The organism is Dyadobacter sp. CY326 (genome assembly GCF_021390515.1).
Classification (GTDB): domain Bacteria; phylum Bacteroidota; class Bacteroidia; order Cytophagales; family Spirosomataceae; genus Dyadobacter.
In genome coordinates, this window is the sequence record NZ_JAJUXI010000004.1 from 359,673 (window position 1) to 374,783 (window position 15,111).

General features: G+C 45.2%; 12 protein-coding genes. 7 read left to right on the forward strand and 5 right to left on the reverse strand.

What is annotated here, in order from left to right:
• Window positions 1–93: 93 nt before the first annotated feature.
• From LZG73_RS09875 to LZG73_RS09890, 4 genes are all read left to right on the forward strand, one after another.
• Complete coding sequence (locus tag LZG73_RS09875; RefSeq protein ID WP_310588402.1) at window positions 94–414, forward strand: hypothetical protein; 321 nt, start codon at window positions 94–96, stop codon at window positions 412–414.
• A gap of 45 nt (window positions 415–459) precedes the next feature.
• The gene (locus tag LZG73_RS09880) at window positions 460–1,530 is read left to right on the forward strand and encodes a M42 family metallopeptidase (protein ID WP_233848284.1); all 1,071 of its coding nucleotides are present in this window, start codon (window positions 460–462) and stop codon (window positions 1,528–1,530) included.
• 137 nt (window positions 1,531–1,667) lie between these two features.
• The gene (locus LZG73_RS09885; RefSeq protein WP_233848286.1) at window positions 1,668–2,720 is read left to right on the forward strand and encodes a PA0069 family radical SAM protein; all 1,053 of its coding nucleotides are present in this window, start codon (window positions 1,668–1,670) and stop codon (window positions 2,718–2,720) included.
• Between the two features lie 16 nt (window positions 2,721–2,736).
• Window positions 2,737–4,005 (forward strand): exo-beta-N-acetylmuramidase NamZ domain-containing protein, encoded by a 1,269-nt coding sequence (locus tag LZG73_RS09890; RefSeq protein ID WP_233848292.1) that lies wholly within the window; start codon window positions 2,737–2,739, stop codon window positions 4,003–4,005.
• Window positions 4,006–4,388: 383 nt separating this feature from the next.
• On the opposite strand, the gene LZG73_RS09895 is transcribed toward LZG73_RS09890, so the two are convergent.
• The 3 genes from LZG73_RS09895 to LZG73_RS09905 all read right to left on the reverse strand — a co-directional run bounded on the left by LZG73_RS09895 (window position 4,389) and on the right by LZG73_RS09905 (window position 7,595).
• A complete protein-coding gene (locus tag LZG73_RS09895; protein ID WP_233848294.1) occupies window positions 4,389–5,123 on the reverse strand; it encodes a LytTR family DNA-binding domain-containing protein in 735 nt (244 codons plus the stop codon).
• Window positions 5,124–5,362: 239 nt separating this feature from the next.
• A complete protein-coding gene (eat, locus tag LZG73_RS09900) occupies window positions 5,363–6,700 on the reverse strand; it encodes an ethanolamine permease (protein WP_233848296.1) in 1,338 nt (445 codons plus the stop codon).
• A gap of 109 nt (window positions 6,701–6,809) precedes the next feature.
• Window positions 6,810–7,595: a phosphatidylinositol-specific phospholipase C/glycerophosphodiester phosphodiesterase family protein gene (locus tag LZG73_RS09905; RefSeq protein ID WP_233848298.1), complete on the reverse strand. Its 786-nt coding sequence runs from the start codon at window positions 7,593–7,595 to the stop codon at window positions 6,810–6,812.
• Window positions 7,596–7,801: 206 nt separating this feature from the next.
• On the opposite strand from LZG73_RS09905, the gene LZG73_RS09910 reads away from it, so the two are divergent.
• Window positions 7,802–9,493: an amino acid permease gene (locus LZG73_RS09910; RefSeq protein ID WP_233848302.1), complete on the forward strand. Its 1,692-nt coding sequence runs from the start codon at window positions 7,802–7,804 to the stop codon at window positions 9,491–9,493.
• Here LZG73_RS09910 and LZG73_RS09915 read toward each other — a convergent pair.
• Both LZG73_RS09915 and hxpB read right to left on the reverse strand, forming a co-directional pair.
• Complete coding sequence (locus LZG73_RS09915) at window positions 9,486–10,793, reverse strand: PAS domain-containing sensor histidine kinase (RefSeq protein WP_233848312.1); 1,308 nt, start codon at window positions 10,791–10,793, stop codon at window positions 9,486–9,488. The genes LZG73_RS09910 and LZG73_RS09915 overlap by 8 nt on opposite strands.
• A 60-nt stretch (window positions 10,794–10,853) precedes the next feature.
• Window positions 10,854–11,528 (reverse strand): hexitol phosphatase HxpB, encoded by a 675-nt coding sequence (gene hxpB, locus LZG73_RS09920; protein WP_233848315.1) that lies wholly within the window; start codon window positions 11,526–11,528, stop codon window positions 10,854–10,856.
• Between the two features lie 79 nt (window positions 11,529–11,607).
• On the opposite strand from hxpB, the gene thiD reads away from it, so the two are divergent.
• A complete protein-coding gene (thiD, locus tag LZG73_RS09925) occupies window positions 11,608–12,429 on the forward strand; it encodes a bifunctional hydroxymethylpyrimidine kinase/phosphomethylpyrimidine kinase (RefSeq protein WP_233848320.1) in 822 nt (273 codons plus the stop codon).
• Window positions 12,430–12,641: 212 nt separating this feature from the next.
• Window positions 12,642–14,960, forward strand: a complete 2,319-nt coding sequence (locus LZG73_RS09930) for a TonB-dependent receptor (RefSeq protein ID WP_233848321.1) — start codon at window positions 12,642–12,644, stop codon at window positions 14,958–14,960.
• The last annotated feature ends 151 nt before the right edge of the window (window positions 14,961–15,111 follow it).

Below are 15,111 nucleotides of genomic sequence, written 5' to 3' on the forward strand. Positions count from 1 at the left end.
GATTGCAGAATGTTGACCATTCGCAATCCAACATTTTTGTTTTAAATTGGTTTTGATCAGCAGCACGCCGCCATGAAATTTAAAGGGATCTTAGTGAGTGTCTCGTTCCTCCGCGTGGAGGGCATGGCCCTTTTCCCATTCATTTTGGTAAAGAAAAAACCTTGCAGCCGCTTCCTAATCAACCACGAGCAAATCCATTTGAGACAACAGCTGGAACTGGGTTTGATTGTCTTTTATATTTGGTATTTTGCCGAATATTTAGTCCGCCTGGTCCAGCACAAAAATCATTATCTCGCCTATCTGCACATTTCTTTTGAGCGGGAAGCATATCACCATCAGGGAGATTTAAATTATCTCAAAAACAGGCGGTTATGGGCGTTTTCGAGCTATTTGAAGAATCCCAAACGTTTGTAATAACCAATTTTCAAAAAGCATTTTAAGTAAATTATTTTGATAAATATGTCAGATCAAAGCAGAGAATTTCTTTATAAATACCTGAACAATGCATCGCCGACCGGGTTCGAAGCAAGCGGTCAGCAAATATGGCTGGATTACATCAAGCCTTACATTGAAGACACGATTGTGGACGTTTACGGAACGGCTGTCGGCGTAATTGGCGGCGGGCAGGATTACAAGGTCGTGATCGAAGCACATTCCGATGAAATTTCATGGTTTGTCAACTACATTACAGACGACGGTTACATTCACGTGCGCCGTAATGGTGGCTCGGACGCAATCATTGCGCCTTCCATGCGGGTGAATTTGCACACGGGCAAAGGCGTCGTGAAAGGCGTTTTTGGCTGGCCGGCAATCCACGTTCGTGATATAGCAAAGGACCAGGTTCCGAAGGTTCACGAATTGTTCATCGATGTGGGCGCTTCTAAAAAAGACGAAGTGTTGGAAATGGGCATTCACGTGGGAACGGTTGCCACATTCGCTGACGGACTTGATGAGTTGAATGAAAAATATTATTTGGGACGCGCGCTGGACAACAGAATGGGCGGTTTTATGATTGCCGAAGTTGCGCGGATGCTGCATGAAAACAATGTTCGTTTGCCCTTTACATTATATGTTGTGAATGCGGTGCAGGAGGAAATTGGCTTGCGCGGTGCGGAAATGATCTCGCGCCGGTTGAAACCAAATCTTGCCATCGTGACGGACGTTACACATGACACACAGTCGCCAATGTATAATAAGAAGGAACAAGGCGACCTGAAAAGCGGCGGCGGACCCGTAATTTGTTACGGACCTGCGGTGCAGAACAATGTTCGCGATTTGCTGATTCGCATTGCGGAAGAGAAGCAGATTCCATTCCAGCGCCAGGCAGTAAGCCGGTCCACAGGAACCGACACAGATTCATTTGCATATTCAACAGAAGGCATCGCCTCCGCATTGATTTCCCTCCCATTGAAATACATGCACACAACCGTGGAAATGGTTCACAAAGAAGACGTTAAGAACGTTATCCAACTCATGTACGACGTGCTGCTGTCGTTGAAGGGAGACGAGGACTTTCGGTATATAAAGTAATTTTGAATGAGTGAATGATTGAATGACTGAATATTTTTTTTCATTCACTCATTCACTCATTCACTCATTCAGTCATTCAACATTAAAACACACACCAAAGTTAACAACTTCATCAACATGCAATCATCAACTAAAAAATGGACAACAGGGCAAGAGGTCGTGGGGCTGCTATCAACACCCACAGCAAATTTATTAAACATGAAATAGAATACACTTCTGAGGATTGGCAACAGTGGGAAGAGCCGGAAACGAATCCGAAAACGCAGTTTATTGAAGAGCATTCCAAGACATTGCTCAGCGTTTCCGACAGTCCGGATCTGGGTCATTTCCACTCGATTAATCCTTACCGAGGCTGCGAGCATGGCTGCATTTATTGTTACGCCCGCAATTCTCATGAATATTGGGGTTACTCGGCAGGGCTGGATTTTGAGACGAAAATTATTGTTAAGAAGAATGCGCCTCAGCTGCTGGAAAAGCTTTTCAATTCCAAAAATTGGGAGCCTAAGGTCATTCATTTTTCCGGCAACACAGATTGTTATCAACCTGGCGAGAAGAAATTCAGACTCACCAGACAAATGCTAGAAATCTGTTTGCGCTATCGGAATCCTGTCAGTGTTTTGACAAAAAATGCTTTGATTCTCAGGGATCTGGATGTGTTCGAGAAGCTTGCAAAGCTTAATCTGGTGCATGGAGCCATTTCCATCACATCATTAAACGAGGACTTGCGCAGCGCGTTGGAACCACGGACTGTCACTGGAAAACGGCGGTTACAGGTTGTGAAAGCATTGCATGAAGCAGGCGTGCCGATGGGTGTGATGACAGCGCCAATTATCCCCGGACTTAATGATCACGAAATTCCCGCCATTGTGCAGGCCGCTGCTGAAAACGGAGCGCTATGGGCAAATTACACGATCGTAAGACTGAACGGAGCCATATCTACATTGTTTGAAGAATGGATACAACACCATTTTCCGGACCGGGCCACGAAAGTTTTAAACCAGATTGCGGAATGCCATGGAGGCAATGTTAACGATTCGCGTTTTGGGCGCAGAATGGTGGGCGAAGGCATTTTTGCAGAAAATATAAGGCAACTTCACGCACATGCTTGCCGCAAGTATTTTAAAAATGAGGAGTTGCCTGGACTGGACACATCGCAATTTATGCGAGCCGGTCAAATGCGTTTATTTTAAATCAATCTTAAATCCAATGAAACGATTTTCCACATTACTAACGCTCACACTATCCATCTGCCTGTTCAGCAATTGCGTCAATTCCTCCTCTCAAAAAACGCCTGCCACCACCGAGGGCGATTCATTGCAGGTGGGTAAAAGTGCAATGCAACATGCCAAGTCACCCATAACCGGCGCAGATCAGGTTTCCGAATATCTGGATTATCTGAAAGGCAAAAAGATCGGAATATTGGTCAACCAGACGTCGATTATTGGTAAAACGCCGATTGTGGACAGCCTCGTTTCCCTGGGTGTGAACATTGTAATGATTTTCGGGCCTGAACATGGTTTTCGCGGCACGGCCAGCAACGGCGACAAAGTAAGCGATGCAGTGGACCCGAAAACGGGCATTCCTGCCATTTCGCTTTACGGCAAACAGAAAAAGCCCACGAAAGAGCAAATGGCCGGCATTGACCTCATGATCTTTGACATTCAGGACGTTGGCGCGCGGTTTTACACTTATATCAACACATTAGGGCACGTGATGGAAGCCTGCGCTGAGACGAATAAAGAAATGTTAATTCTGGATCGTCCTAATCCGAACGGTTTTTTAGTGGACGGCCCGATCCTCGAAGACCATTTGCATTCGGGCATAGGCATGTATAAAATTCCCATTTCGCATGGTTTGACCATTGCGGAATTCGCGCAAGTGATCAATGGCGAAGGCTGGTTGCCGAATAAGATGCAATGTAAATTGAAGATCATCAAAGTGGCCAACTATGATCATAGAACGCCCTACACATTGCCCGTGATGCCTTCGCCGAACCTGAATACGCAACAATCAGTAATGCTCTATCCACATATATGCATGTTCGAGGGCACCATTGTGAGCCAGGGCCGCGGAACTTACATGCCGTTCACGGTGCTCGGTGCGCCTTTGCTGAAAGGAAAATTTGACTTCGTATTTACACCCAAAAGCATCAAGGGAATGAGCGAAACGCCTTTGCATCAGGACCAGGAATGTTATGGGCTGGATCTGCGGAAATACGAAATTGCTAAACTTGAAAAGTCAGAGAAGCTGAATCTGGGCTGGATTATCGACATGTACAAAGCTTATCCGGACAAAGAAAAATTCTTCGATATGAGCCAAAGCAAGCAAATGGGAAGCATTGATAAGCTGGCAGGAACTGAAAACTTTAAAAAGCAGATCATCGCAGGCGCTTCCGAAGAAGAAATTAGAAAAAGCTGGGAGCCAGGATTAGGCGATTACAAAAACATGCGTAAGAAATATCTAATCTATCCCTGATCTGAACAGGGGCTACGAAACAAAACATCCCAGGGAATATCTCCCGGGGATGTCTAATTATTCTCAACGATATTAAAAAAATACGAATGGAATGATTTAGTTTAGGTTTGATATGTTCTATTATATGTGTGCATAATGCTATAAATTATGCAAAACGATTGAAGCTTACTATTGAAAGTCTATTTCTATTAGATACGTGAAACGGGGTCAGATGGATGCCTGGATTAAAAAATAATTAAAACAACCATTGTTAAAATCCAGGCAGCCATCATCGTCTTGAAAAATTAGAGATGGGTTCACGTGTTGTAATATTAATTCTAAGCCAAAAGGAAGTCAAAATAATGTGGTGAAGACCTGGATTTTCGGGGTGAAAGATGGAAATTTCAGGAGAATGTTTTCACCCGGCTTAGCAATTCGTTACGATTATCGTTGGTGATAGGAATCTCAATCTCATTGATCATCACGTGGATATAGTTAATGGCCGTGATCGCATGGAGATTAATGATGAAAGACTTGTGCACCCGGAAAAAATAATTGGGCGGAAGCTGTTGCAGCATATTTTTAAGAGTCTCCCGAATCGTATACTTTTTTACCTTGGTATGTAATTCTAGATAGTTGTCGTCGCTGCGTATATAGAGGATATCGGCGAGCAGGATCTTGGTAAACATGTGCTTTTCCTTGATAAAAAGCGCATCCTTAATGACAGTCGTGTCTTCTTTTTCTTCCAGGTTGGACTCGCCGGCCAAAGCTGCGAGTCGGTAATTTTTAAGCGCGAGCTTCACTGCCGTATAGACGGTGATTTTCTGAAAAGGTTTTTGTAAAAAAGCGTGGGGCGCAGCCTGTAAAGCAGCGTTTACAACCGCTATGTCCTCGTGGCTGGACAAGAAAAGGAATGGAATTTTGAAAGTTTCGCGTATGTAATGCGCAAGGTCGATGCCGGTTTGGTAACCATTCAAATTAATATCCAACACGGCGAGGTGAAACACCTTGCTATTCAACAATTCAGTGGCAGTATTATAATCCGGAGCGACATCATTTGCATCATAACCGAAGCCATTTAATAAATATTGGAGGTGTTTCGAAATAATAAAATCGTCCTCAACAATTAAGATATTCATTATAGATTTTTAAATAAGCATTCCTGGCCCACTAACTTACAGTTGGGGAACCAGGACAATGTTGTGATTTTCAAAGGGTTAGTCTTCCTGAATGTCGTTGAGTCAAAATCTTAGAAAATATACGAATTAGTTGCTGCCTTTGGATCATTTTTTTCGAACTATTTAGTTATTGGTTAGGCGCAGCCATTGGTATAAATCTAATTATTCTTGGAACTCTACAAATACGATGTTGTAAGCCTTTATTTCTCAACAATGCTTTTAGTAATTGGGGTAAATTTGGATGTCTTGTGCCGTCCGGTTGCCATATATATAATTGTTACCAAGCCCAACCCGGCAAAAAACCAGATGCTGAGCATCACATTGTAATAAACAATGGCAACGAGGCAAATGAGGGAAAGGCCAAGTGCGATCATCGGGAAATAGGGATATGCAGGCACCACAAAAGGTCTTTCAAGATTCGGCTCGCTGCGACGTAGCGCGAATAGCGCCATCATGCTGATGACATACATGACAACCGCCCCCAACGCTGCCAAAATAATAACCTGATCGGTGGTGCCGAGTTTGAGCGCAACGCACCCGGCAATCCCGCCAGCGATAAGCGCCCAGTGGGGTGTCTGAAATTTGGCATTCACATTTCCTAGAAATGAAGGGAGCAGACCGTTTCTTGCCAACGCATAAATTTGCCGCGAGTAGCCAATGATGGTGCCATGGAATGAGGCGATTAACCCAAAAAGCCCCAGACTGGCGAAAAGCTGGGTTAAGCTGCTGTCCCGGCCCAGCACAATGCCCAGCGCTGCCGGAAGCGGATAATCAATTTCACTTAAAAGCCGCCAATGCGCAACGCCTCCCGTGAAAATCATCACGGCAAGCGCCAGCACAACCAATGTTAAAATTCCGTAAATATAACCGCGCGAAATGGTGCGTTTGGGATCTTCCACTTCTTCGGCAACCATTGCGACGCCTTCAATGGCGAGATAAAACCAGATGGCAAAAGGCAACGCGGCAAAAACCCCCGGCCAGCCAAACGGCATAGGCTCTGTGACGAATGTTTGATAAGAAAAATGGGGTGCAACGATTCCAATGTAAATAAGCAACTCAGCAACCGCCAGCAATGTCACAACCAGCGAAAATATGGCAGACTCCTTGATTCCCAGTAAATTGATCAGAATAAAAATCACGTAACATGCGAAAGCAACATCTAACACTTGTAGTGATGGATAAAGGAAATGCGTGTAACTCCCCAGCGCAAACGCAATGGCAGGCGGCGTGACCAGGAACTCCACAAGCGTTGCATAACCAGCAACCAGTCCGCCAAACCAGCCGAATGCACGATGTGAATATGAAAACGGACCACCGGCTTGTGGAATGGAGGTCGTGAGCTCGGTGAAACTGAAAATGAATGTCACATACATCAATGTCACGAGGAGCGTGGCGATCAGGAATCCGATCGTGCCGGAGACGCCCCAGCCGTAGTTCCACCCAAAATATTCACCTGAAATAACCAGTCCTACGGCAATTGCCCAGAGATGAATTGGCTTTAAAACTTTTTTAAGCGTGGCGGTTTGCTCTGATGACATGCAGGATAGGTTAGCTGATTGTAAAACAATACAATATAACCTATAACGCTTCGAATGCCATTTAATACCATTGAATTTTATAAATACGCCGATGCTTTATTCGGACTTCCTATCGCGGGGCAGTTCTGAGATAGTCGCCCATCTCGCGCACCTTGTCCGTATTAAGATAGTCAACGCCAAGCGACATCATGATTTTCCAAGAGTTAATGTTGTCCGGCGTTGCCCAGAGACGGATCTTTTTTCCAAGATCATGCGTCTGTTTGATCACTTTTTGAATGCTTTTTTTGTCTTTTTCAGGCAACGGGCCCTCGCCATTCCATTTGGAATATTTTGCAAATGCCTGGCTAACAAGTCCAACGCGCTTCAACTGATCGGGTGTGTAAACGATTTCAGGGCGACCGTCGAAGAAAACATATTCCGGATATTTATCAAAAGAAGCCGGGTCGGGCGTGTTGCCGCTAACGACGATTTTTACAGAACCTGCGGGCGCAAAAATATCTTTATGCGGTTCCAATTCCTTAACCAATGCAGCCAGTGTTTCTTCGGAAGTCGTTTTCAGGTCAATCAGCAATTGCAGCTGGACATCCTTTTGCGGATAAATGCTTCCGCTGTTTTTCTCAACACTTGCAACAATCGGGTTGAGATAAAGCGCACTGAAAGTTCTTTCGGGTTTAATGTCTGGAAGATTGTGCGCTACAAATAAATTGTCATTGACCAAAAACAAATCAGCCTCGATGGAGCCAAACTGCTGGTCGTAAGCATCTACAAACGCTCCCTTTTTTTCGTAATCATTATGCGAATGCGCCTGGGCAGTGGTGTAAGCTTTGATATCCTGAGCATGCAAAGCCCCAATAAAAAGTAGCGTAAAGACAAGTTGAGTAATTAGTTTTTTCATGAACGTTGTGGCGGTTGCGGTGCGGAAAATTAAGTAAATATATGGTGTCAAACACATTGTTGGCCCGTTTGATTCGCACCGAAGAATTTTCTACGGAAATTTTGTGATTTATTAAACAAAATCTCAATGCATGGATAGATGCGTTGAGAATATCATTATTTTAGCCAACTTATTACATACTGTGACTTCGTTCAATCAGCTCCTGCATGAAACAAAATTCTTCTCTCTTTCGTAAGAAAACAGTTGATCAGATACTTATAGACGCCAATTCCGCTGAACATGGCGGCCTAGCAAAAATCCTTGGCGTCAGGGATCTTGTTTCCCTTGGAATCGCTGCGATTGTGGGAGCGGGAATTTTCAGCACGATTGGCGTCGCCAGTTATAATGGAGGGCCTGCCGTTTCATTATTGTTCATTTTCACTGCCATTGCCTGCGTATTCACTGCATTGTCTTATGCACAATTTGCGAGCACGGTTCCGGTGTCCGGTAGTGCCTACACGTATGCATATGTTGCTTTTGGCGAGCTGTTTGCGTGGATCATTGGCTGGTCGCTTATTCTGGAATATGCTGTTTCCAATATGGTTGTCGCCATTTCCTGGTCGGAGTATTTTACGGGCATGCTTAAAGGCTTTGGCATTGTCCTCCCCGGCTGGCTCACTGTTAATCATGAAACTGCGTCCGAAGCATTTGCCAAGTTACAAGGCGCCGGTGCGGCTGAATTAAGCACTTACGAGCGTTTTGCTGCTTCGGCTTACGAAACTGCCCCGACCATTGGGGACTTTCATATTATGCTCAATCTGCCTGCGGGCTTGGTTACATTGTTGATTACCGCATTGGTTTATATCGGGATTCGGGAATCGAGGACTGCGAGTAACATCATGGTTGTGCTCAAAATTGGCGTCGTTTTGTTAGTGATCATTGCGGGAGCTTTTTATGTAAAACCCGAAAACTGGTCGCCATTTGCGCCCAACGGGATCAAAGGTGTGATGGGCGGTGTGGCTTCCGTTTTCTTTGCATTTATTGGATTTGACTCTATATCCACAACGGCGGAGGAATGTAAAAATCCGCAGCGCGACATGCCGAAAGCGATGATTTACTGTCTGGTAATCTGCACAATCTTGTATGTTCTGATTACGCTTGTGCTGACCGGGATGGTTAATTATTCGGAGTTGAAAGTGAGTGATCCGCTTGCATTTGTTTTTGAAAAAAATGGCCTTGATTTCATGGCTGGCGTCATTTCAGTAAGTTCTGTGATTGCGATTACGAGTGCATTGCTGGTGTATCAGCTCGGGCAGCCGCGAATCTGGATGACGATGAGCCGCGACGGTTTGCTATGGAAACGCTTTTCAAAAATTCACCCAAAATATCAAACGCCTTCCTTCGCAACCATTGTCACGGGCTTTGTTGTGGGAATTCCAGCATTGTTTTTCAAGATGGATTTCTTCGTGGATTTAACTAGCGTAGGAACATTTTTCGCATTTATTCTTGTCTGCGCAGGCGTTCTTTATCTCGATCACAAAGGCATTTCGGCACAATCCAAATTTCGCGTGCCTTACCTGAATGGAAAATATGTTGTAGGACTGCTGTTAATCATTGCAATCGTTGCGCTTGCGCTTTACGGACAAAGCGTTATCACGGAATGGAAAAATATGTCAGCAATGGAAATTATTGAGCATAAGCTGCTTACAATTATTTTCTGGATTACCTGGTGCATTCTTGCTGTGCTGAGCTATCAACACAACTTCTCCGTTTTGCCTGTTGCTGGAATTCTTACCAACCTGTATTTAATGACCGAACTTGGCTCTTCCAACTGGCTGATTTTTGTAATCTGGCTTGCCATTGGATTGGTGATCTATTTCAGTTACGGCTATCGTAAAAGCAAGCTGGCGGCTAAATAATCAATGTAAAAACGCTTCCTTTGCCGACTTCGGAAGAGACATTGAGCTGGCCGTTGTGTTGCTGTAAGATCTGGCGCGAAAGGCTTAGTCCAATCCCTGAACCCGTTTTTTTGGTTGTATAAAAGGGAATAAAGATATTTTCAATGGCTTCCGGCTCAATGCCATCGCCGTTGTCCGCTACATCGATAATCGTCGTGTTATCTGTCTGATAAGCAGACAATGTGATCAACCGGTTTGTTTGTGTTGAAAAAGATTCCGAGGCATTTTTGACAAGATTAATGAGCACTTGCTGAATCTGGCTGGCATCTGCTTTCACCGTCAATGTGTCCGGTTTAACAGAGATTTTCCAAAGAACGCCGGAGACTGTGAGGTCAGTTTGCAGCAATTGAATCACTTCCTGCAAAAGTTCTGCAACGCTGAGATTCGCGAAAACTGGTTTTGGTAACGTCGTAAAATCGCGATATGCATTCACAAACTGCATCATTCCCTTGCTGCGCTTTTCGAGCGTGTAAAGCGCTTCTTTTAAATCATTAACCGCTTCCAAATCGCTCGTTGATTTCTCAATGTCCTCATTTACAATCAATCGCATTGTTCCAACAAGCGAAACGATCGGCGTCATGGAGTTCATGATCTCATGGCGCAAAACGCGCGTCAGGTTTTGCCACGATTCCACTTCCTGCTGTTGAAGCTCGGTTTGAATATTTTGTAAAACCACAATCCTGACCCACATTCCCCGAAGCTGAATCGCCGCGCCCTGCAGGGCGAGCGGCTGGTCAGACGGCGTCCGGTAAAGCTCGCGCACACCGCTGTCCAATGTTGAAAGCAATTCGTAAAGTCTTGGATGCTTGTCTTTTAACTCACTCAATTGGTGCAATCGGTAAATGCCCAGCATCCGCAATGCAGCATTATTGATCAGATTAACCTGCCCATTGCTGTCGAAAGTGATCAGCCCCGTTCCGATGTGCTGGACAATCGTGTTCAGATATTGCAAATTGGCCTCTTTTTCGGCCCTGGCTTGTCTGAAAGCGTGCAGCACTTCATTGAATTGCTGGTTAAGCTCCTTGAATGTGCGCCCCATTTTGTTATCCGACCGAAAATTGATCGTAAAGTCGGAATAGCGAACCGATTCCAGAAAATAGGTCAGCTTGCGGTTGACATTGGTAACATAATTGTAAAGCAGCGACCCCTGAATGAAGATGAAAATTGTCCCCAGCACATAAACCAACATTTCGTTGGTATGCTTGTTCGCCAGCCAGGTGATGGCAACAACACTCAGGACAATGACGATTATCCTGATCATAATCACAATACTGAAATGCCGAAGTCCGATCATTAAAGAACCAAATAGAGGATTTTAATACTAATTATCCAATGTGCTTTGCGGCACGCCGGACATTTCGCTCAGGACAAATTTGTCCAATGAGCTGATTTTGTAATGTGCCAAATCAAACTTTGCATCTTCGAAAACATCCGCCGCAGGCACCGAAATGGTGATCATTCCTGCCGCATGCGCCGATCTCAGGCCAGCATGTGAGTCTTCAAAAGCAATGCATTCTTCGGGTAATACGCCCAATTTGATGGCAGTGGTCAAATAAACGGCCGGATGCGGCTTGGTAAATTCTTCAAGTTCACCCGAATGCCAGGTGTCAAAGTAGTCAATAATATCGAGCCTTTTGAGCACACCTTCAATCAAATCCATATGCGAGGCAGAAGCAACGGCAAGTTTTAAGCCTTGCTGTTTCAGCGCTTTTACCAACTCAATCGCCCCCGGCATGGCTTCGGCATTGGCGAGGATATTTTTATGCGCCATTTCCAAAATCATGTGTTCCAGTTTCTCGAAAGATGGCGTGTTCCAGGGTTGTATTTTATAACAATATTCCAGAAAAAGTTTGATGGACAAACCAGTCGTCTGATTTTTAAGTGCGTCGGAAATGGTAAAATTCACTTGATGCATCACCTTGCGCGCAGCGTCTGTCCAGATTGGCTCGGAATCAATCAATAATCCGTCCATGTCAAATATGGCAGCTTTAATCATTATTAGCGGGATTGTTATTTTTAAAACTATTCAAAACTACTACATTCACCGATAAGTATTTACAAATCGCGGACCATTCATGAACCGATATCCAACCATACTAACAATAGCTGGATCAGACAGCGGCGGCGGGGCGGGAATTCAGGCCGATCTGAAAACAATTGGCGCATTAGGCGGTTACGGCACATCGGCAATCACCGCGCTTACTGCGCAGAATACAGTCGGAATTCGTGATACAATGCACGTTCCGGCAACATTTCTGCGGACGCAGCTGGTCACCGTTTTAGAGGATATCACGGTTGATGCCGTCAAAATCGGGATGATTGGAAGTGTAGAAAATGCGCTCGTCATTGCTGAAATCATGGAGCGCTTCAAACCGCGGTTCGTTGTCGTTGACCCGGTGATGACCTCCACCAGCGGCACAGAACTTTCCAATGTAGAGCTGATCAATGTTTTTCGGGATAAAATTTTCCCCATCGCCAATCTGGTCACGCCCAACATTGACGAAGCGAAGCGATTCCTTTCCATGGAAGTTAATTCTCTGGAAGCCATGCAAAAAGCTGCAATGGAAATGGTTGAAAAAGGCTGCCAGGCTGTTTTGCTAAAAGGCGGTCATCTGATTTCTGAAACACTTTTCGACGTTTTGGCACAACCCAACCAGCAACCTTTAATTTTCGAATCCAGCTATATTGAAAGTCCGAACCTGCACGGCACCGGCTGCACATTATCCACGGCCATTGCTACATTCATGGCGCATGGAAACTCGCTTCCCGAAGCAATCATTTTCGCCAAAGAATATATTTCCGGAGCCATAGAAGCAGGGAAAGATGTAAAGACAGGAAACGGCAACGGACCATTGAATCATTTTTTCGATCCCGTGCCATTGCGGGTGATGGTGTAGTAGTGGTTGAAGAAACATGATCCTTTTGATCGCATTATTATTGCCCAATCAAGTGAAGGAAATTTGACTGTGGTTACAAAGGACGAAAAATTCGCAAGTTACGAAGCTTCAATTTCCTGGGGATCATGATGATAATTCTCAAAAAAAAATTTTTTCCCAAAAACATTCTAGGGTAAAGCATAGCCAGGTTGTCAGAAATGAAACTGTTAGCTATGAGAAATATAATGATCATCCTGATCGCTCTGGCGGTCTTTTCTTCGGCTTATGCGCAGCAGCCGACTCAAATTGTGAAGGGACGCGTTATTGATGCTGAGTCCCAGCTCCCCGTTATTGGCGCTAATGTCGTCATCACTTCGCTAAACCCGATCATGGGCGGCGCAACCAATGTGGATGGAGATTTCCGGATTGAAAATGTTCCAGTGGGAAGACATGCTTTCAAAATCAGCAGCATGGGCTACGATGACGCATTTTTGCAAGAAATCAATGTTGGCTCGGGGAAGGAAGTGGAGCTTAACATTAAACTGCGAGAATCGTTTAAGGCCTTGAACGAGGTTGTGATCAAGGCGCAAAAGGAACACGGCGCGCCCCTGAACGACATGGTGAGCGTCAGCGGACGTTCTTTCACCGTGGATCAAACCAAGCGTTTTGCCGCTTCGGTCAATGATCCGGCCCGCATGGCATTGTCCTTTGCAGGCGTAGCAACCAATGACGACGGCAGCAACCAGATCATCATTCGCGGGAATAGCCCGAAAGGAATGCTGTGGCGCATGGAAGGTGTAGAGATTCCCAACCCAAATCACTTTGGCGAGGAAGGTTCGAGCGGGGGAGGCATCAGCGCATTGAGTGCCAATGTTTTAGGGAATTCTGATTTCTTGACCGGCGCTTTCCCGGCTGAATATGGCAATGCCACTTCCGGTGTCTTCGATTTGAAACTAAGGAAAGGCAATAATGAGAAGCGCGAATATGCTTTGCAGGCTGGTGTGCTAGGGCTCGATTTTGCTGCGGAAGGGCCGATTGGAGCCAAGGGCGGCGCATCCTATCTGGCCAATTATCGTTATTCCACACTTTCTATTTTGAGCAAATTAGGCCTGGAAGTTTCCGGTGATGCGACGACTGACTTCCAGGATGGCGCTTTTAAAATACACGTTCCTTCTGATGATAATTCAGTTGTGACGGTTTGGGGAATGGGCGGGATCAGCACATCCAAGGAAAATTCGGGTGGGGAAAAGGAGATGTTCACCTCCAACCGTGGGATGTTGGGCATTAATTATCTCAGGTATGTCAACAAAAAAACCTATGTCGAAAGCATTATTTCCTATGCAGGAACCAGCGTTAGCGATGACACGGACGTTGCCGAAAAACAGATTTCTTACCGGCAGAGCTTCATCAATCAAACGCTTCGGATTTCGTCAATGCTCAATTATAAGCACAACGCCAGGAATACATTTCGCGCCGGTTTCATTATTAATCATCTTGACTTTAACCTTTTTGACCGGAATAACGAAAACGGTTCTTTTCACACTTATCTGGATCAGAAAGGGAACACGCAGCTTTTTCAGGGTTATGCTCAGCTCAAATCGCGTATATCGCCGACGGTTACAGTCAATGCGGGCGTTCACAGCATGTTACTCGGGCTTAATAACCAGTTTTCCCTCGAACCCAGATTAGGACTGAAATGGGCCGTGGCGCCAAAATCCACGGTTAGTTTCGGCGCAGGGCTTCACAGCAAAACGGAATATATTTCAACCTATTTTGCCCAGGTTAATGGCGAAAATGGCAAAACCGCGCCCGTTAACAAAGATCTTAAACTAATGAAGTCAGCGCATTTTGTTGCGGGATATGAATTTCGTCCGGCGGCGAGCTGGCGGTTTTTGACGGAGGCGTATTACCAGCATCATTACAATGTGCCGATCAGTTCGCCAAACACAACGAAGCCTTATTTGCTGCACAATTCCCAGATAAATGAGATCAGCGGGTTTACAACCGATTCGCTGATGAGCGATGGAAAAGGGCGCAGTTACGGCGTCGAGCTCACCATTGAAAAGTCTCTGACCGGCGGAATTTATCTTATGAGCACAACCTCTTTATATCAGGCCAAATACACGGGCAGGGATGGAATTGAGCGGGACAGCAGATTTAACGGGCGGTTTGTGCAAAATGTTTTAGCCGGAAAAGAATGGAAAGTTGGCAAAAATAAAACCAATGTTTTTGCTGCAAACATTAAAATGCTGGCCGCTGGCGGAAACCGGGTTACACCCATTGATCTTGAAAAATCGAAACAAACGGGCAAAACTGAGCTGGACTGGACGAGGGCTTATTCGCAGCAACTGCCGACTTATTTCCGGTCCGATGTGCGGGTGAGTTATACCAAAAACAGGAAACGCACGGCATCAACGATCTCCTTGGATCTGCAAAACGCAACGAATCGGCTGAATGCATTTGAGCAGCATTATGATTCGAAAGATCAGGTTATCCGGACAACAACACAGACAGGTTTGATCCCTGTCCTCAATTACCGACTTGAATTTTAGCCAATTGGCAAGAAGTTCATCTCGTTAAATTGTTGTTTCATCTGCGTTATTATCAACTCTGTCTGCAACGGCTGGCACCGCCTTCGGCTTCACATTAGATTTGTCACAGGCAAATGGGAAATTCAGGCGCCGCTAAACTAAACATTCATTC